This window comes from Agathobacter ruminis (genome assembly GCF_002735305.1).
GTDB lineage: Bacteria > Bacillota > Clostridia > Lachnospirales > Lachnospiraceae > Roseburia > Roseburia ruminis.
Genome location: NZ_PDYG01000003.1, coordinates 22,757 through 42,177, shown reverse-complemented (window position 1 = coordinate 42,177; position 19,421 = coordinate 22,757). Strand labels below are relative to the sequence as shown.

Here is a 19,421-nt window from a genome sequence, read left to right as displayed (position 1 = left end):
AGGAGGTTATGCACATGACTGATTATAGTAAAATTACAGCCCTTTACTCCCGCCTTTCCGTGGGCGACGAGGACAGGGACGGCGGTGAGAGTAACTCGATACAGAACCAAAAAATCTTTTTGGAGAACTACGCCAGAGGGCAGCACTTAACCAATATCCGGCACTACATTGACGATGACGAAAGCGGCAGATTTTTTGACCGTTCTGCCTACTCCCGCATGATGGACGATGTAGAGAACGGGAAAATCGGTGTCTGCATTATGAAAGACCTGACACGCTGGGGGCGTGACTATCTCCAAGTCGGCAATGCGATGGAGATATTCAGACGGAACAATGTGCGCTTTATCGCAGTCAACAACGGGATAGACAGCGAAAAGCCCGATACATTGGAGTTTGCGCCCTTTATCAACATCATGTCGGAGTGGTACGCAAAGGACATCAGCAAGAAAGTAAAGACCGGCATTAAGACGAAGGGCATGAGTGGAAAGCCGATTGCCACCGAAGCCCCCTATGGCTATGTCAAATCCCCGGACAACAAGGATTTTTGGATTATCGACGAGGAAGCCGCCGGAGTTGTTCGTTTGATTTTTCGCCTGTTTCTGGACGGAAAAAACCGAAACCAAATTGCCGTATATCTCACGCAGGCGCAAATCCCAACGCCCACATTCTACATGAAAGAGCGCGGGCGGGGAACCTGTAAAAACAGGGCGCTCAATGAGGCCAACCGCTATAAGTGGAACAAAGCCACCCTGACCCATATCCTCACACGGCAGGAGTATTGCGGTGATGTTGTCAACTTCAAGACCACAAAGCACTTCCGCGACAAGCGGAACCACTATGTAGACCGGAGCCAATGGCAGATAACCGAAAATGTGCATGAGCCGATTATTGACCGCACCGACTTTGAAACCGTACAGCGGATTTTGGAAAATGCGCCCGTCAAACGCCCCAACGGGGACGGGGAAATCCACCCTTTGTCGGGCTTGCTTTTCTGTAAGGATTGCGGTGCGAAAATGCACATTCGCATAGATTATCGGAATGGCGGCAAGCGTCATGTTGCCTATTGCAGCGAGTACCACAAGGGAAAAGCCAAAAACCCCAAATGCAATTCCCCGCACATCATTGACGCGGATTTGCTCATGCAGACCATCGCGGAAGTGCTGAAGAAAATCGAGGACTATTCTATCAGCAACTGGGCGGAATTTGAAGCCTTAGTGAAAAAGAACCTTGCCATGCAGCAGACCGACAAGACCAAGAAACAGCAGAAGCGTATCCCGCAAATCACGACGCGCCTTGAACAGATTGACAAGGTGCTGAACAAGCTCTATGAGGACAACGCCCTCGGCACGATCCCGCAAGACCGCTATGAGCAAATGTCGCAGAAGTATTCAGAAGAATACTATGCGCTGAAAGCGGAGCTTGCCGAGCTGCAAGAGCAGCTATCCGCTTTTGAGAACGCGGGCGGACGGGCGCAGAAGTTTTTGAAGCTGACGGAACGCTACGCTGCCTTTACCGACCTGACCCCCGCCATTCTCAACGAGTTTATCAGCCGGATTGAAGTGCATGAGCGCGACAAGAAAAGGGCAAAACAAGCCATTCAGCACATCGGGATATATTTCAACTATATCGGCAAATTTGAGAACGAAGTGACACAGCTTACAGAGCCAACGGAGCAGGAAATCCGGCAAATGCGGGAGAAAATCGAGGAAGCCCAAAAGGAAAAGAGCCGCGCCTACCACCGGCAGTATTCAAGGGAGTACCGGGCGCGTAACCTTGAAAAGCGACGGGAGTATGACCGCATGAAAGCACGGGAATACCGGGCAAAGAAAAAGGCACAGGAAGCCGCCGCAGCACCCGCACAGTAAAACCGAATACTGACAACCAAGAGGGATTTTCCGGGCTACGGGAAATCCCTCTTTTGCACCCAGAGAAAGGAGCCGCCTATGGCAGAACAGAACGGGACACCTCAATCCCCCGACAGTGTTATCACGACACAGAGGGACGGACAGACCATCGTTGCGGAGTTGTTTTTCAACCACAGCGGCACAGAAACATTCCGCGACAAGCTGCTCAAAGTGATACTTGCCGACAGCTTGCAGGACGGTCAAGAGCCGGAAAAAACGAAAATCACGCGATAGGAACCGCCCGGACGAAGAATGGTTCGCCGGGGCGGTTTCTATTTGAAAATCCCCATTTTCCCCAAGTCAAGAGCCGGGAAAATTCCCTCAAAAATGCCCCTCTCTCCAAACGAGGGCGCAGAAAGGAGAGTTTATGCGAACAGGGCTTCCCAAGCAAAAAAAGATCACAGACATCTGGTTTGATGAGAAAGACCCGTTGATCCATATCCGTACCCACAACACCGACTTGAAGAAGCGGCTTGCCGCCTATGCCGAGCAGCACCCCGATGTGTGCCGCCAGACCGACGCAGACCCGGAAACGGGCTGCATGGAGTTTGACATTGAGAAAGGCCGCTTCTCTTTCCGTCTGACCGCCCCATACAGCGAGGAACGGCGGGAAGCGGCGCGGCGGTATGCCAGAGAGAGCAACGTCGCCGACAGGCTGAAATAGAGTTGAAATGTTCATAAGGTCAGTTTACAAGGAACTACACGCAGACCGTGAAACGGGCTGCTGACAACAAACGGCGCTATGCTCCCGGCTGGGTGCATAGCACCTGTTTGTTGCGGGGGTTTCCAAAGGGGGCAGCGCCCCATTTGGCACACGACTTTGCGGAGCAAAGTGTAGTGTGTTATACGCTCTGTCGGCGTTGCCCTGAAAATACCGTTGCCGCCGGGGAGGGCAAGGGCATTTGACGCGGCAGGAAAGCAGGGCTTTGTTTGGGGCTGGTAAGCCGGAAACAAAGGGCTGATTTCAGCAGCAGACAGGGCGTATTATGAAAGCCCCCGTCCCTCGTCCTCCGCCCCCGGCCTATGGGACAAAAAGTCCCAAAGCTCTGGACACCGTGACCAGATGTGTGGCCACACTCCGGGAAAAGTAGCAGGACGGCAGGAAACCGTCAAGGCTGAAATGAATGGGCTGACGCCCGGCCTTGACCGTTCCCCGCCGCCCCGCTGGATGGGTGGACAAGGTGGCCAATCCCTAAAAGTGTTTGGCCGCACTCGTTCATTTTGGGGCCTTTCTTCTCCCAAAATTGAAATGGGCGGGAAAGCCCTAAAATGGCTTTCCCGCCTTGATTACCCATTAGCAAAGACGGGCGAGACTGTCAACGGCGGCGCTGAAAGCGCCGTTCATCTTGACCGTTGACTGGCTCGCCTGGCTTTGCTACTGCCCGTAAGAGATGGAAAAACAAGATGGAAAACAAGGTTAAAAATGGTTGACAAGTCTATCGGATGTGTGTTATACTGTGCGACAGTTTGAGATTGGAAGGAGGCTTACGTGTGTTAATTTGTGTACGCTAATAAGCAATAAAAAGTAGAAGTACCTTTCCACATGATGGTGGGCTTTTTTTGCGTGCGTATGCAAAGGAACACGTAGGTTTGACACGAGCAGTCTTTGAACTGTATCGTGGTGTTTTTTCGTGCTTTGTTGTTATGCAGGCGTCTGCCCTCTCTGTGGGACAACGCCTGCTTTTTATTGCAGAAACAAAGGAACAATGCAATAAAAAAGGAGGTTCGCATTATGACCCAAAACAACAATTCATGGAGAAAAACTTATTTTACACTTCTTGCCGGACAAGCAATATCCTTTATTAGCAGCGGTATTTTGCAAATGGCCATTATCTTTTATTTGGTTGCGAAAACTAATTCTGCAATCATATTGACGGCGGCAACACTGATTGGATTTTTGCCGCAAGCCTGTTTAGGCCCGTTTGCAGGTGCTTTTGTTGACCGGCACAGCCGTAAAAGCGTAATGATTGGTGCGGATTTGATAATTGCCGCCGCTGGCGGTATTCTGGCGCTGGTGGCGTTTTACATGGAATTGCCCGTATGGTCTATTATGGTTGTCCTGTTAATCCGAAGTGCGGGAACTGCTTTTCATTCTCCAGCATTCAGCGCAGCAACACCTATGATTGTGCCAAAAGAGGAACTTACAAAATGCGCTGGTTACACGCAGACCATGCAAGCAGTAAGTGCGATTATCAGTCCAGCTGCCGCAGCGTTTTTATATGCTGTTTGGCCTCTTAATGCAATTATATTGTTAGATATTGTGGGTGCAATCCTTGCCTGTGTGACTGTTGCGATTTCGTCCATACCAACGCCTGAACTATGTCCAGAAACGAAAAGACAACAGTTTTTACAGGATATGAAAGAGGGGTATGTGGTATTAAAGCAAAACAGGGGCCTCTTTGCTCTGCTCTGGATTGGTGTAATTTATATGTTCTTTTATATGCCAATCAGTACGCTTTTTCCTCTCATCTGTATGTCATACTTCAAAGGAACACCGGCCCATGCCTCTGCCGCTGAAATTGCTTTTGCGGTTGGTATGCTGCTTGGCGGAGTCATTCTGAGCATTTGGGGCGGTTTTAAGAAACGGCGGTACACCATCGGTCTTTCCGTTCTCCTGATGGGCGTTAGCAATATGCTCTCCGGGCTTTTGCCGCCAGACGCATTTCTTGTCTTTGTTGTGTGCTGTACTGTTATGGGAATTTCCGCTCCATTTTACGGTGTGCAAAATGCGATTTTTCAAGAAACGGTCAAACCAGAATATCTGGGGAGAGTTTTTTCTCTACTGACAAGCGCCGCTTCCCTCGCCATGCCGTTTGGCCTTGTCATTTCCGGGCCTCTGGCGGAGCGGCTGGGAGTTGAGAAATGGTTTGTCATTTGCGGAATTGGCATTATCATCGTTGCGCTTGCCGTATTTTTACTACCCGGTTTGAGAGAGATTGACAATACGCAATAATCAACTGCACCTTGTTTTGTGCTATACTTTTTCTAAAAGCAGAGTAATACTGCGGAATTGATTGGAGGACAACACAATGGTTACATTTATGAGATTAAGATAAAACCGCGAGTTATGTTGCGGTTATCCGTATTGCATAACTCGCTTATTGAAGCAGAGATGTAATTACGGAGGAAAAACAAATGAATAATAATTTATCACGCTTTGCAGACAGCAAGGTTTATTTTCAATGCCCAATTTGCACAAAATCAATGGATATACAAGGCAATAGCCTAATTTGTAGACATGGACATTGCTTTGATATTTCAAGATATGGGTATGTAAATTTGTTGTTAAAATCATCGCCCAAAACCAACTACAGCAAGCGGTCTTTTGACAACCGGCACCAAATTTTGGAGTATGGCATGTATGATGTTGTGTTGGAGAAAATCATACAGTTTATTTCTGATACGCCATCTATAAGAAACATTTTAGATGTTGGTTGCGGCGAGGGTTTCTATGCAAGGCAGATACAGCAAAGAACAGAACGAAACATCTTTGCCTTTGACTTGTCAAGGGAGGCAATACAGATTGCATCAAAAAAAGACAAGCGCAAAGCAGTGAAGTGGTTTGTTACTGACTTATCAAAAATCCCTTTGAAAGACGGAAGTATGGATTGTATTTTAGACATATTTTCGCCTGCACACTACAAAGAATTTCAGCGATTGCTATCTCCTAACGGATATGTTGTGAAAGTAATTCCTACGAAAAATCATTTGAGGGAAATCAGGACTAAAGTGCAAGCACACTTGAAAAATCCAGATTATTCAAATGAGTCTGTCGTTGAATATTTTGAGAAATATCTTAAAACCATTTCAAGAGAAACGGTTTCAGCCACCGTACAGTTGTCATCAGAACAAAGAATGTCGTTTATTGAAATGACGCCGCTTCTCTTTTGCGTTGAAAAAGATTGCGTTGATTGGCGTACTCTCACACATTTGACAATCGAAGCTGATGTTTTAATAGGAATGTATTAAAGGGCGTATTGATATTTAATATTCCCATTTATTGAGCAGAACGGAGTAAACCAAACACCCTAATCAAAAGGACAGCCGAGGAAATCGACTGTCCTTTTTCTATGCCGACAGGTAGAAAGGAGTGACCACCCATGACGAAACCGAGAGAAAAAAAACGCGAGGAATTGCAAGCCGAGATTGAGGACGGGAAGAAGAAAATCCGGCAGCTTGAAAATCGGGAAAAGGTGTTGCGGCAAAAGTTATCCCAAGAGGAACGCAGGACGCGCAGCCATCGGCTGATCGTCCGGGGTGCGGTCTTTGAGAGCATTGTGCCAGAAGCAAAGACCATGACCGACGAAGAAGCCGCCGCCTTTCTCCGGCTTGCCCTGACGAGCGAGGAAGCGCGGGGCTATCTGAAAAAACGCACCGAGGGCGGGAAAAGCGAATAATCCCTTTGGTACAAAGGGCGCACTTATACACCCTTACGGGTGCGTGCGCTCTGCCGAGGGCTTGTCGGCACAGAGAGAAAGCCGCTTGCTTCCCTCTCTGACCGACATTGGCGGCTTTGCCGCAACAAGGGGCTGCACCCCTTGCGCCGCTTACGCGGCTATCCCTGCACACCCACAAAAACAGTATACCAGCCTTTGGCGTCTGTACCATTTTTGCGGGTTTTCATTTTATCCGGGAGGTGATACCCATAGCCATCTATCATTGTAATATCAGCATTGTCAGCCGGGGCAAGGGCAAATCAGCCGTTGCCGCAGCCGCCTACCGAAGCGGCGAAAAGCTGACAAATGAGTGGGACGGAATGACACACGACTACACCCGCAAAGGCGGTGTTGTCCATACGGAAATTATGCTGCCACCCCACGCCCCGCCCTCTTTCTCTGACCGTTCAACCTTGTGGAACAGCGTGGAGCTTTACGAGAAAGCCGGGAACGCCCAGCTTGCCAGAGAGATTGACGCGGCGCTCCCCATAGAGTTATCCAGAGAGGAACAAATCCGGCTTGTCCGGGAATACTGTTCCTCTCAATTTGTTTCCAGAGGAATGTGCGTTGATTATGCCATTCACGACACCGGCAAGGGCAATCCCCATTGTCACATCATGCTTACCATGCGCCCCCTTGACGAGCGCGGCGCATGGGCGGCAAAGTCCCAAAAGGAATATGACCTTGATGAAAACGGCGAGCGTATCCGCTTGCCAAGCGGCAGATACAAGACGCACAAAGTTGACCTGACCGGCTGGAACGACAAGGGCAACGCCCTCTTGTGGCGTAAGGCATGGGCGGATATTTCAAACGCCTACCTTGAACGAGCCGGAAGCCCGGAGCGTATCGACCACCGCAGCAACGCCGAGCGCGGCATTGGCGAGATACCCACCGTCCACATGGGCGTGGCGGCTTGCCAGATGGAGAAGAAAGGTATTGCCACCGAGAAAGGCGAACTGAACCGGAATATCCAAAAGGCAAACCGCCTTATACGGGAAATCCGAGCGCAGATTGGAAAGCTCAAAGAATGGATTGCCGACCTGTTCAAAGCGTGGGAAACCGCCCCGGAACAGCCGCAACAATCCCCCGGCCTTGCAAATCTGCTGATGAAGTATTTGAGCGTTCAGAGAGAAAAGAGCCGGAAGTATTCGCAGCGTTGGCAACAACAGCACACAGCCGATGAACTGAAAACCATAGCGGCAGCGGTCAACTATCTGACCGAGCATGGTATCTCTACCCTTGATGAGCTGGACGCAGCCCTTTCCTCTGTCAGCGAACAGGCCGACACTATCCGGGCAGGAATGAAAACCGCCGAGGAACGCATGAAGAAGCTGCAAAAGCTGATTGAATACGGGAAGAACTACACCGAGTACAAGCCCGTTCACGATGAGCTGAAAAAGCTGCAAAACGGCTGGACAAACAAGCGCGACAAGTACGAGGAAGCCCACCGCGCCGAGTTGACCCTATGGAACGCAGCAAGCCGCTATCTCCATGCAAATCTGCCGAAAGGAACAAAGACCTTGCCTATTGCGGAATGGGAACAGGAATATGCCGACCTCAAAACACAGAGGGACAGCGATTATGCCAAACTGAAAGATACCCGCGCCGATGTTTCCGAACTTCAAAAAATCCGCAAATGCGTGGATATTGCACTCCGCGCCGACCAGCCGGAGCAGACACAGACCCGCACAAAGCGGCACGACATAGACCGATGAAAGGAGTGAGTTTTTTGTACTACACCCAAGAACAGATAGACCGGGCGAACCAAGCCGACCTTGTTTTGTTCCTGCAATCGCAGGGGGAACCGCTGGAACGCGCCGGACAGGAATACCGATGGAAACGGCACGACAGCTTGACCGTCCGGGGCAACAAGTGGTATCGCCACAGCCAGAGCAAGGGCGGCGGCCCCATTGATTTTGTCATGGAGTTTTTTGGCAAGAGTTTTACCGAAGCCGTTGAACTTCTCACAGGAGAAAAGGGAGCCGCACCGCCGCCGGATAGACCAAGCTCCGCGCCCCTCTCCGACTTCCGGCTACCGCCCCGCAGCCCCGACAACCGAACAGCGAGGAACTACCTCACAGCCGCCCGCCGCATTGATGAAGATGTGACGGGCTTTTTCTTTGCCAGCGGCGATATTTACGAGGACGCAGCCCACCACAACGCCGTATTTGTGGGGCGGGACGAGGACGGAATACCGCGCTACGCCCACAGCAAGGGAACGGCGGGAAACTTCCGCCTTGATGTGAAAGGCAGCGACAAAGCCTTTAACTTCTGCTACCGGGGCGAGGGCGAAAGAGTGTTTGTCTTTGAAGCCCCCGTTGACCTGCTTTCTTTCCTCTGCCTGTTCAAAAAGGATTGGCAGAAGCAAAGCTACCTGTCATTGGGCGGCGTGGGAGAAAAAGCCCTGCTCCGCTTTCTCTCTGACCGTCCGAACATCAAGACCGTTTATCTCTGCCTTGACAGCGACGAAGCCGGAAACGACGCTTGCAGCCGCCTTGTGAAGCTCATGCCGGAGGGCTACACCGTCCACCGGCTTATCCCTCTTTTCAAGGATTGGAACGAGGTATTGCAGCACCGGGCAGAAATCACAGACGGGAAGTATTTGCGAGAAGCGGTCTACGGCTTGAAAGGGCCGCCGCAGGAAGAAACCGTTGAGATTATCCGCATGAGCGAGGTGGACACGCAGACCGTCGAATGGTTATGGGAGCCGTATATCCCCTTTGGGAAAGTAACCATTGTGCAGGGCAACCCCGGCGAGGGCAAGACCACCTTTGCCCTACGCCTTGCCGCCGCTTGTACCAACCGCAAGCCGTTCCCCCACATGGCAGTGCATGAGCCGTTCAATGTGATTTACCAGACTGCCGAGGACGGTTTGGGCGACACCATCAAGCCCCGCCTTATGGAAGCCGAAGCAGACCTTGACCGCATTCTTGTCATTGACGAGAGCAAGCAGGGGCTTTCCCTGTCCGATGAGCGCATAGAGAGAGCTATCCGACAGACCGGGGCGCGGCTGATTATCCTTGACCCCATACAGGCGTATGTGGGCGAGAAAACCGACATGAACAAGGCCAACGAGATACGCCCCATGTTCCGCCGCCTTGCCGAGATTGCCGAGCGTACCGGGTGCGCCGTTATCCTAATCGGACACCTCAACAAAGCCGCCGGAGGACAGAGCGCCTACCGGGGTTTAGGCTCCATCGACTTCCGCGCCGCAGCAAGGAGCGTCCTGCTGATCGGGCGCGTGAAACGGGAACCGAATGTGCGCGTTATCGTCCATGACAAATCTTCTCTTGCGGCGGAGGGTAAGCCCATAGCCTTTTGCCTTGACCCGGAAACGGGCTTTTCGTGGATAGGCGAGTATGACATTACCGCCGACGAGCTGCTGTCCGGCGCGGGCGGCAACACCGCCACCAAGACCGAACAGGCGGAACGGCTGATACTTGACCTGCTTGCAGACGGGAAAGAGCTTGCCAGCGAGGACCTTGTAAAGGCCGCAGCCGAAGCCGGAATATCCGAGAGGACGGTACAGAACGCCAAGCGCAACATGGGCGGTGTTTTGGGCGCAAGGCGCGTCGGCGGTCAATGGTACAACTTCATCAAGAAGAAGCAGCCGCCCGAACCCGCAAGCTGAAAACGCAAAGTGCAGACCCTTTGCGCTTTGCACTTTCGCGCTTTCGCCTTGATTGTGCGTCAATAACTCCAAATAACACTTGACAAAACGCTTCATGGGGTACAGCGCAGGATATCGAGCCGTATATGGCTCCAAACTTTAAGGATAATATCATCCTTACCCAAACCGAGCGACTAATGATGAATAGCCGCCCGAAGAAACCAAAATATGCAAGAAATAAGAATGTACTTGTAACTGGTGGTTCTGGATCAGGTAAGACCAGGTTTTTCCTGCTTCCGAATCTGTTGCAGATGCATTCAAGTTATGTTGTCACAGATCCAAAAGGTGATGTGGTGATTAAAGCTGGTAAGACTCTTTTGAAGCATGGCTACAAGTTGAAAATCTTTAATACCATCAACTTCAAAAAGAGTATGCACTACAACCCATTTGCCTACATTCACTCAGAAAAGGACATCCTAAAACTGGTGAATACCCTTATCGCAAATACGAAAGGGGATGGCAAAGCCGGAGACGAGTTTTGGACGAAGGCCGAGACTCTTCTTTATTGTGCGCTGTTTGGATATATCCATTATGAGGCGCCAGAGGAAGAGCAGAACTTTAATACGCTACTAGAATTTCTGAATGCTTCAGAGGTTCGCGAGGATGATGAGGATTATGAAAATCCAGTAGATATGATGTTTCATGATCTGGAAAAGAAGAGTCCAAATCACTTTGCAGTAAGGCAATATAAGAAGTACAAGCTGGCGGCGGGCAAGACAGCAAAATCGATTCTTGTGAGCTGCGGTGCAAGACTAGCTCCATTTGATATTGCAGAACTTAGAGAAATCACAAGCTATGATGAATTGGAACTGGACACCTTGGGAGATAGAAAAACAGCATTATTTCTCATTATGAGTGATACAGATGCTACCTTTAATTTCTTGATTTCCATGGTCTACAGTCAGCTTTTCAATCTGCTATGTGAGAAGGCTGATGATGTGTATGGCGGCAGACTTCCAGTGCACGTCAGATGCCTAATTGATGAGACAGCCAATATCGGACAGATTCCGAACCTGGAGAAGCTGGTAGCAACCATCCGAAGTCGTGAGATTAGTGCATGCCTGTTCCTACAGGCAAAGTCACAGCTGAAAGCCATCTATAAGGACAACACAGATACCATCATTGGAAATATGGATTCTCAGTTATTCCTTGGTGGCACTGAGCCAACCACGCTGAAGGATTTATCCCAATTCCTTGGAAAAGAGACCATCGACATGTATAACACCGGTGAAAGCAGAGGAAACAATCCTTCCTACTCCATGAACTATCAGAAGAGTGGCAAGGACCTCATGACTGTGGATGAAATCGCAGTCATGGATGGTGACAAGTGCATCCTGCAGCTTCGAGGTGTACGTCCATTTTTGTCGGACAAATATGATGTCACTCAGCATCCACTGTATAAAGAGACCGGTGAGTATGATGAGAGAAATAAGTTGGATATACAACGGTTTCTTCATCAAGGGATTAAAGTGAAAAGTGGGGAAATGTTTGATGTGGTGAGGGCTTGATTAATTTAGTCACCTCATGCATTCGCAAATACGTTATAATAAAATGCGTCGTGTGAGGTGACAATTACATATGATTATACTTACGGGGGCATATAAGATGAAGCACGAAAAGTATAATGCAATATGATTTAAAATTTCAATTCTGGTGAAAGAAGTATCTACATGATTTTGAAACTATTATCGTGTGCAATAGTTTATAAGCCTAGTGGTAGAGAATACATAAAAAACAATTATAATGACTGGATTCTCGATATAGGAGATAATGAATAAGGAGTAGAGGGTAAAATGGGAGATAACAGAAATAAGAAGCATAAGGAAAATAAAGCTAAAGGAGAGTTAAATCTATTTAATAATAAGGCTGCATATGTTGCAGCATGGTTGATGGGCATTTCAATGATTAAAGATATTATTGAAATATTCTATGACTTGTCTAAGATTTGGATGGCAATAATTGTAATCATTGGCCTGCTTTTATATGCTGCTATTATGTGTTCTAAAAAGTTTGATACTTTAGTGAGCGATAAAAATCATCAAAATTTTGCAAATGTGATGACTATATTTTCGATAATTACATTTATTTTTGAAAACACACTTTTAAAATATAGAGCGCTATTAGGAGTTATTGAAATTGTAGTAGTCATAATAGTGTATTTTATAGTTCTAGTTGGATCATTGTATTTACTTTGGAGTAAGTATTAAAAATAGGGCTCTAAGCAAAGAATTCTCTGTAACTCGTAAAGAAATATACATTGACATCTACGAATACTATGCTAAAATTATTTTTAATAAAACACATTTTAATAAAATCGGTTTTAGTAAAGAATATTATTAGCGGGAGAAATAACTATGTTTATAGGTAGAGAACATGAAATGAGTGTGCTGGAGGAAACATATAATCAGCCAGGTTTCCAAATGACTGTTATTTATGGTCGCAGACGTATAGGTAAATCTACCCTTATCACAGAATTTATTAAGGATAAGAGAGCATCATATTATATAGCAGCAAAATCTAGCTTAGAAGATAATGTTAAAAAGTGGAGTGCACAATTCATTTCTGATATCGTACCGGAGATGGAAGGTGTAGAGTTTTCGGATTTGGAAGGCTTCTTTAAGTTTGTAGGTAATAGTTGTAAGGATGAAAAAACTGTAATTGCTTTGGATGAAATACCATATATTGCCGAAGTGGACGAGTCTTTTCTATCAAGATTTCAAGGTGCGATTGATTCAATTCTTAGTAAGAAAAATATATATCTTATTATTAGTGGTTCTGCAATTAGTTTTATGGAAAAAAAGATCTTGAGTGAAAAGAGCCCACTGTTTGGCAGACGTGATAATCAAATTTTTTTAAAACCATTTGATTATCTAGATTCTGCTAAATTCGTGCCTAAATACAATAATGAGGAAAAGGCTGTTGTATTTGGTGTAACTGGAGGAGTCGCAAAATACTTATCACTTTTTGATGACTCTGTTTCGTTAGATGATAATCTAATTAATAATTTTTTTAAACCATCTGGTTACCTCTATGAAGAACCATACAATTTGCTTATGCAAGAGTTTCGAACGGTTAACACATATAATACAGTGATTGAGGCATGCTCAGGTGGAGCAAATAAAGTAAATGAAATTGCTGACAAAGTACATGAGTCGACCGCTGCGGTTTCATATACTATAAAGAATCTTACTACAGTTGGAGTTTTGGCAAAAGTTTCCGCCATAACAGATGAAAAGAACAAAAAGAAGGTTAACTATAAAATCGTTGATGGCATGTATCGGTTTTGGTATAAATTCATACCTAAGGGGCGTGCGGCCATCGAGATGAATCGCGGAGAAGTTTACTATAATACGTACGTGAAGAACAATTTGCATGATTTCATGGGTGAGATTTTTGAAGATATGTGTAGATATTACGTTCTTTCACACGGGCTAGATGGAAAGCTGAAATGCATGACTACAAATGTAGGAAAATGGTGGGGTATGGGACATGATCGTATTCCAACGGATATTGATGTTGTTGGAATTGATGAAATTGGAAAGAAGGCAATTCTTGGAGAGTGCAAGTTCAAAAATGAACAGATAGATAAGCCAGTTTATGAAAACCTGATGAACAGAAAGGGGCTCATTGATAGAAAATACGAGGAAGTTCAGTATATTTATTTTTCGTTGTCAGGCTTTTCTAAGTGGGTTGTTGAGAATGCTGATGCAGAGAAGGTATCATTGCTAACATTAGATGATTTGTATAGCTGAATGCGAAAAACCCAATAGGTGATAGAGCCTTTTAAGGAATTGCAAAAAGTGTCGTAGGATAGCACACCAGCACAGGCAGCTATCGCCAACAAATAATTTGTGATTATTTGTAGAACTAACATAATTTTATTTTTTAATCCAGGTTTTCCGGTATAGGAAGACCTGGATTTTTTTGTAGGGCTGCATTACAGCTGAAAAACTGCTTCTAGCGCTGCTTGAAAAGATGCTGTGTGGAGGTTTTTGAATCCTGGATAGTATATACTGTAAGATAGAAAAATTGCAACAGGGCTGCTTAAATATCAGGAATACTGATTTGGTATTCCATGATAATTCAGGATTCTGTATAATTGTAGATAGTGAATTATAACAATCGAGATTTGAGGATACAACTATGAAAATCGAAATGGAACCAATTGGTTATGTTAGAAATAAAGTAAAGGACAGAAAAGATGTTTCTTGGGGAGAAGACACTTCTTCTATAATATTGGATGAAGAGTATAACTTTGGGTTGAAAGGACTTGAAGATTTTTCTCATGTGATTATCATTTATCATCTTGATAAAGCAAAGTATGAAAAGGAAAAGCATCTTCAAAGAAGGCCCCAGAATAGGGATGACATGCCACTGGTTGGCATTTTTTCACAACGTGGAAAAGATAGACCTAACCGTATCGGAATGACATCTGTTAAAGTGGTTTCTGTTTCTGAAGACAAGATTGTTGTTGAAGGACTTGATGCAGTAGATGGAACTCCTGTTTTAGATATAAAGCCATATTATCCTGTATATGATAGGAAAGATGCATTGGTTCCGGAATGGGTTGATCGTTTAATGGAGCATTATTTTTGATAAACAAATCGCAGTTTGTAGGGAAAACAAAATTCCGATTTTCTATATAATCTCAAGATGAAATAAAACTAGACAAACGTGTCTACCAAGATGTATACGGCATTTTCTCACTTTATGTCCTGTTGTTAGTTGGTAGATTGATATATTCTTCAAGTGGAAGGAGAAAACGACATGGACCAGAAAAAAATAGGTTTGTTTCTTAAAATGTTAAGAAACGAAAAAGGATTGACACAGGAACAGCTTGCAGAAAAGCTGAACGTATCTAATCGTTCTGTTTCACGCTGGGAAACAGGAAGTACATTGCCGGATATTAGTCTGATAATAGAACTGGCGGATTACTATGAAGTAGACATTAAGGAATTAGTCGAAGGTGAAAGGAAAAGTGAGATTATGAATAAAGAATTAACAGAAACATTTGACAAGATTGCAGAGTATTCAATAGAAAGAAAGAAATCACAATTACAAAAAGATGGGATTTTTACAGAGATATTAATTGTTATAGGCATTATTATTTCATTTACCCTTGCTAAATTTGTTGCAGATAATACTGCTCAACTTATCGTGACTTTAATATGCGGATGGTTTGTATGGGGATATGGTATAGTGCTTAGAGTTAAAATAAGAAAAGAGTTAAACGAACTAACCAAGAGATAGAATTTTGAAACAGCTAAACGGCGAGTGACTTCAAATTCAAGTTTGCTGAGCTCTTAATTAAATATCGAACCGATTAACCTTACAGAGGACAGTTATTTCGAAAGAGATAGCTGTCCTTTTTGGTAATTATTTTGAATTGTATATTCCTTACTGGATGAGGATTCTGTATAATTGAAGACAGTGAAATTAACAATTCGCAGTTTGTTGAGCGGTGACTGCATTCGCATTCCGCTACGCTTCATGCTCATGTCGCGCTGTCGCACTATAAGTCTGCACACGAATATGCCTGTCCGTGAGCAAGCTCCCGACAGCCAATTCGGTACATCCTTGCACCGCTCGTAGAAACGCGCAAATTCAGATTTGTAGGGGAGTTTAAAGTTAAATGAACAACATTAATATTAGAATTACAAATGATGGAAATGAACAAGATATAAACGATACTATTTCACAAAAGAGTTGTAAGGATGGATAAACATGACACGATTAGAAGAGAGAAATCAGAAAATTATAGATGCAATAGTAAAAAAAGCGAAAAGGGTATGCCCGGAATCATTGGCATTGATAGGCATTTATGGTTCATTTTTGACCGGAGACATATATTCTAAGTCTGACCTGGATTTGCTTATTTTGATTAATGATGATAGTGGTTGGCAATTAGGTTGTACATTTATTCAAGAAGATGAAATGGTGGGACACGATCTTTATTGTACCACTTGGGATAATTTAAAGGATGATGCACAATATAATCATCCGAATATCTCTAAGTTAATGGATTCAAAAATCGTTTATTGTGCTGATAAAAAATATCTCGAAAAGTTGGAAAAATTAAGAAATACAGTTAAGGATAAGCTGGCTGTTCCACTTACAACACAAGATTATGATAAGTCGTTAAATTACTTGGAAGAGGCATATCGTTATATAAACATTGCAAAGCACTCCGCAAACAAAACTAAGATGTTAGAAGGTATAGGTGCGGCCATATACTATTTGGAGAATGCTGTTGCAATGCTGAATAAGAGATATTTTCGATTGGGAGTAAAACGAGCATATGATGAATTGAACGGTATGGAAAAGAAGCCGGATATGTTTTGTGAATTGATAGAAAAAGTGATTTCTGCACCTACTGTTGCTGAAGCGAAAGAAAATCTGATGTATCTTATAAAAGAGACTACAGAGATATTTGTTAAAGAAGGCTTAAGTCTTGGAAAAACGATTTGTGTACAAGATATATTGGAAGAGAAGAACGAAACGATTTTTGAGGATAATGAATCTCAAAATGACAGTAATAGAAAGGCTGTAACTGCTCATGCACTTGAAAAAACTTATGAGGAAATGTTTTCTAATTGGCGCAACAAAATGTACTTTGCGGCTGAAACAGAAAATAGACATTTAGCGTTTATGAGTTTGCTTTCTTTTAACGCTATGTTATCCGAGATTAGCAGTGAATGGCGTATCGGAGATTACAATCCACTATCAGGTTATAATCCGGCAGATTTATACGCTACAGCACAGGCTTTTGACAGTACTTTAAAGGAATACCTTGAAGAATATAAAAAAATAGGTTTAGAGATAAATCGCTATGCAAATATCGATGATTTTGTATGTGATTATCTGTATAGTTAAATCGCAATTTGTCGTACTCTTGTGAAGATAAATGAGGAGATATGGAAATGGATATCTTCTCACTGTGGACGGAAAACCTCATTGCATTGCATATTGGGATGCAGCAAGAGACTCCGAACTTGTCGGGAAAGCAGAACTTATTTGTATTCACAGTTTATCTGACAATTGGCGTAAGGGCTATGGTAGTCAGATGATGGATAGAGTTTTGATGTGTAGTATTGAGACCATGATTGAAATATAAGAAAGGTGGAAATTATGCCTCATGTTGAAATCAAATGTTTTGAAGGAAGAACTGACAAACAAAAAACAGAATGCGCTGAGAGGATTACGCAGGTAATAGCAGAGACATTAGGCTGTAAGACCTCAAGCGTTTCTGTTGCTATTAAAGATATACCGGAGAAAGACTGGAAAACAGAAGTCTGGGATAAAAACATTGCTCCGGATGAAAAATATTTATATAAACGTCCTGGCTATTCGTGCGATGGGGAAATGTGATGAAATTGGATATTAATGGAGGATATGAAAAATGGCAAAACAGAATATTTTTGATAATGAGACCTTCTTTGAGGGGTATAAGTCTATAAGGGACAGGGAAGGCAATGCAAATGATCTCTTTGAGATACCTGCTCTTTTTTCATTACTTCCTAATCTCAAGGGGAGGAGCGTATTAGACCTTGGATGTGGCTTTGGTGAGCACTGCGTGGAGTTTGTAAACAAAGGTGCCTCTAAGGTTGTTGGTATAGATATATCTGAGAAGATGCTAGAGGTTGCTAAGAAGGAGCACTCCAATCCAGCGATTACTTATATGCTTCTTCCAATTGAAGACATTGAAGAGGTGGAAGGTAAGTTTGATGTGGTAATAAGCTCGCTCGCATTTCATTATGTTGAGGATTTTGAGGGAGTGGTTAAAAAAATTTATGACAAGCTCAATATGGGTGGGAGCTTTATCTTTTCACAGGAAAATCCCATCAATACTACCTATAGCGGTGAAATCCCACGTTGGACCAGGGATGAGAATGGAAAGAAAATCAATGTTAATCTAGCCAATTATGCTAGGGAGGGAGAACGTGAGTCTGAGTGGTTTGTTGAAGGAATAAAGAAATATCATCGCATGTTCTCAACCATCATCAATACCCTAACTGAAAATGGGTTCATTATAGAAAAAATGATAGAGCCTATCCCTACTGACGAGATATTAGAGAGATTTCCTGACCAGGAAGATCTTTTTCATAAGCCAGATTTCCTTTTGATTAAGGCGAAAAAGTGGATTTCGGGATAATAAAATTATTTCGGATTTGTTGGTATATGTCGATAATGAGTTATATCGGAAAAAGGAGATTATTAATGATTACAGGAATTCATCACATTTCATTAAAATGCAAAACTGCTGCAGAGTATGAGCAAACAAAGCATTTCTATACAGAATTACTTGGGCTTTCGGTTGCGAGAGAATGGGCAGAAGGCATCATGATAGACGCCGGAAATGCTCTTATCGAAATATTCAATAATGGTGAAGGAGTGAAATCTGTAGGAGCCATTCGTCATATGGCTTTTGCAACAGATAATGTAGACGAAATTGTTTCTATTGTTAAGTCTGCCGGTTATGAGATTTTTAAAGAGCCACAAAATATCGTGATTCCATCTACGCCTGAATATCCGGCGAGAATGGCTTTCTGCTATGGCCCGCTTGGAGAAGAAATAGAATTTTTTCAAGAAAGATAACAGCATTTTAGAGAGGACAAAATAGCATGGATCATTTTTATTTTATTAGACATGGAGAAACCGTGTGGAATGTTGAGAATAAGATTTGTGGAGCAACCGATATTGAGCTTACGCAAAGAGGACATGAGCAGGCAAAAGAGGCCGGAGAAAAGATTATACAGCAGAAGATTACAGCGGATGTTATTTTGACATCGCCCCTTATCAGAGCGAAGGAAACAGCGAGACACATCTCCGAAATTACTGGGATTCCAATGAAAGTGGAGCCGAGACTGAAAGAGCAGAACTTTGGACGATTTGAGTCTACCAAAAGAAATGGGGATGAGTTCCATGAAGCGAAAAAGGAAATGGCAAGCAGATACGGTAGTGGCGAATCGATGCTTCACCTTGCGCAGAGAATCTATAATCTTTTGGATGATATAAAGGCAGGAGACCAAGAAGTGATTCTGGTGGCGCATAACGGAATCGCCAGAATGGTGGAAACATACTTCAGAGAGATGGATAACGAAGCGTTTTCTTCTTGTGGAGTAAAGAACTGCGAAATTATAAAATACAATTTTGATTCGTAAATCATAAACAAAAACCGGAGAAATTAATATGAAATATTTGGTTAAGCAAATCCAGGAAGCTGATTTCGGTTGTGAAGAAAGGCCCGAAGACTATCAGCCGCAGGTACTCTTGCGGCTTTGCGATGAAGCGGGAGAGGAAAGTATATTTGAAATTGCCGATGCGGTGTTGCGGGAGAAGAATATCGATGAAGGCGATTGGGTAGTATTTGATAGTTTGGGGGAAATTATTGCTAATAACTAATTGGTTAAT

At 44.3% G+C, this 19,421-nt stretch carries 19 protein-coding genes and 1 pseudogene; all 20 read left to right on the top strand.

Annotated elements, in window-relative coordinates; translation table 11 throughout:
* The first annotated feature begins 14 nt into the window (after positions 1 to 14).
* The 20 genes and pseudogenes from CSX02_RS00985 (at position 15) to CSX02_RS00880 (ending at position 19,412) form a co-directional block, all read left to right on the top strand.
* Positions 15 to 1,865 (top strand): recombinase family protein, encoded by a 1,851-nt coding sequence (locus CSX02_RS00985; RefSeq protein WP_206538840.1) that lies wholly within the window; start codon positions 15 to 17, stop codon positions 1,863 to 1,865.
* Between the two features lie 78 nt (positions 1,866 to 1,943).
* Positions 1,944 to 2,138: a transposon-encoded TnpW family protein gene (locus CSX02_RS00980; protein WP_022030172.1), complete on the top strand. Its 195-nt coding sequence runs from the start codon at positions 1,944 to 1,946 to the stop codon at positions 2,136 to 2,138.
* 133 nt (positions 2,139 to 2,271) lie between these two features.
* The gene (locus tag CSX02_RS00975) at positions 2,272 to 2,568 is read left to right on the top strand and encodes a P-loop NTPase family protein (RefSeq protein ID WP_022030173.1); all 297 of its coding nucleotides are present in this window, start codon (positions 2,272 to 2,274) and stop codon (positions 2,566 to 2,568) included.
* Between the two features lie 456 nt (positions 2,569 to 3,024).
* Positions 3,025 to 3,261, top strand: a complete 237-nt coding sequence (locus CSX02_RS00960) for a hypothetical protein (protein WP_014080336.1) — start codon at positions 3,025 to 3,027, stop codon at positions 3,259 to 3,261.
* Between the two features lie 375 nt (positions 3,262 to 3,636).
* Positions 3,637 to 4,857: an MFS transporter gene (locus tag CSX02_RS00955; RefSeq protein WP_002584949.1), complete on the top strand. Its 1,221-nt coding sequence runs from the start codon at positions 3,637 to 3,639 to the stop codon at positions 4,855 to 4,857.
* A gap of 182 nt (positions 4,858 to 5,039) precedes the next feature.
* Positions 5,040 to 5,873: a methyltransferase domain-containing protein gene (locus CSX02_RS00950; RefSeq protein ID WP_002584969.1), complete on the top strand. Its 834-nt coding sequence runs from the start codon at positions 5,040 to 5,042 to the stop codon at positions 5,871 to 5,873.
* Positions 5,874 to 6,004: 131 nt separating this feature from the next.
* Positions 6,005 to 6,301, top strand: a complete 297-nt coding sequence (locus CSX02_RS00945) for a DUF3847 domain-containing protein (protein ID WP_022030174.1) — start codon at positions 6,005 to 6,007, stop codon at positions 6,299 to 6,301.
* A 107-nt stretch (positions 6,302 to 6,408) separates the two neighbouring features.
* Entirely contained in the window at positions 6,409 to 8,055 is a 1,647-nt protein-coding gene (gene mobQ, locus CSX02_RS00940) for a MobQ family relaxase (RefSeq protein WP_254175637.1), read from the top strand.
* A 14-nt stretch (positions 8,056 to 8,069) separates the two neighbouring features.
* A complete protein-coding gene (locus CSX02_RS00935) occupies positions 8,070 to 9,971 on the top strand; it encodes an AAA family ATPase (RefSeq protein ID WP_058351587.1) in 1,902 nt (633 codons plus the stop codon).
* 86 nt (positions 9,972 to 10,057) lie between these two features.
* A pseudogene (locus tag CSX02_RS00930) lies at positions 10,058 to 11,518 on the top strand (VirD4-like conjugal transfer protein, CD1115 family); the annotation flags it as partial.
* 285 nt (positions 11,519 to 11,803) lie between these two features.
* Positions 11,804 to 12,217 (top strand): hypothetical protein, encoded by a 414-nt coding sequence (locus CSX02_RS00925; RefSeq protein WP_099385290.1) that lies wholly within the window; start codon positions 11,804 to 11,806, stop codon positions 12,215 to 12,217.
* A gap of 147 nt (positions 12,218 to 12,364) precedes the next feature.
* Positions 12,365 to 13,762 (top strand): ATP-binding protein, encoded by a 1,398-nt coding sequence (locus CSX02_RS00920; protein ID WP_099385289.1) that lies wholly within the window; start codon positions 12,365 to 12,367, stop codon positions 13,760 to 13,762.
* Between the two features lie 391 nt (positions 13,763 to 14,153).
* Positions 14,154 to 14,606, top strand: a complete 453-nt coding sequence (gene tsaA / locus CSX02_RS00915; protein WP_099385288.1) for a tRNA (N6-threonylcarbamoyladenosine(37)-N6)-methyltransferase TrmO — start codon at positions 14,154 to 14,156, stop codon at positions 14,604 to 14,606.
* Positions 14,607 to 14,777: 171 nt separating this feature from the next.
* Complete coding sequence (locus tag CSX02_RS00910) at positions 14,778 to 15,260, top strand: helix-turn-helix domain-containing protein (protein ID WP_099385287.1); 483 nt, start codon at positions 14,778 to 14,780, stop codon at positions 15,258 to 15,260.
* Positions 15,261 to 15,734: 474 nt separating this feature from the next.
* Positions 15,735 to 16,883 (top strand): nucleotidyltransferase domain-containing protein, encoded by a 1,149-nt coding sequence (locus CSX02_RS00905; protein ID WP_099385286.1) that lies wholly within the window; start codon positions 15,735 to 15,737, stop codon positions 16,881 to 16,883.
* A gap of 255 nt (positions 16,884 to 17,138) precedes the next feature.
* Positions 17,139 to 17,378: a tautomerase family protein gene (locus tag CSX02_RS00900; RefSeq protein ID WP_099385285.1), complete on the top strand. Its 240-nt coding sequence runs from the start codon at positions 17,139 to 17,141 to the stop codon at positions 17,376 to 17,378.
* A gap of 31 nt (positions 17,379 to 17,409) precedes the next feature.
* Positions 17,410 to 18,162 (top strand): class I SAM-dependent methyltransferase, encoded by a 753-nt coding sequence (locus CSX02_RS00895; protein ID WP_099385284.1) that lies wholly within the window; start codon positions 17,410 to 17,412, stop codon positions 18,160 to 18,162.
* Between the two features lie 65 nt (positions 18,163 to 18,227).
* Positions 18,228 to 18,605: a VOC family protein gene (locus CSX02_RS00890; RefSeq protein WP_099385283.1), complete on the top strand. Its 378-nt coding sequence runs from the start codon at positions 18,228 to 18,230 to the stop codon at positions 18,603 to 18,605.
* Between the two features lie 26 nt (positions 18,606 to 18,631).
* Positions 18,632 to 19,171 carry a histidine phosphatase family protein gene (locus tag CSX02_RS00885; protein ID WP_099385282.1) on the top strand — a complete coding sequence of 180 codons (540 nt, stop codon included), beginning with the start codon at positions 18,632 to 18,634 and terminating at the stop codon, positions 19,169 to 19,171.
* Between the two features lie 28 nt (positions 19,172 to 19,199).
* Positions 19,200 to 19,412 carry a hypothetical protein gene (locus CSX02_RS00880; protein ID WP_099385281.1) on the top strand — a complete coding sequence of 71 codons (213 nt, stop codon included), beginning with the start codon at positions 19,200 to 19,202 and terminating at the stop codon, positions 19,410 to 19,412.
* Positions 19,413 to 19,421: the final 9 nt, after the last annotated feature.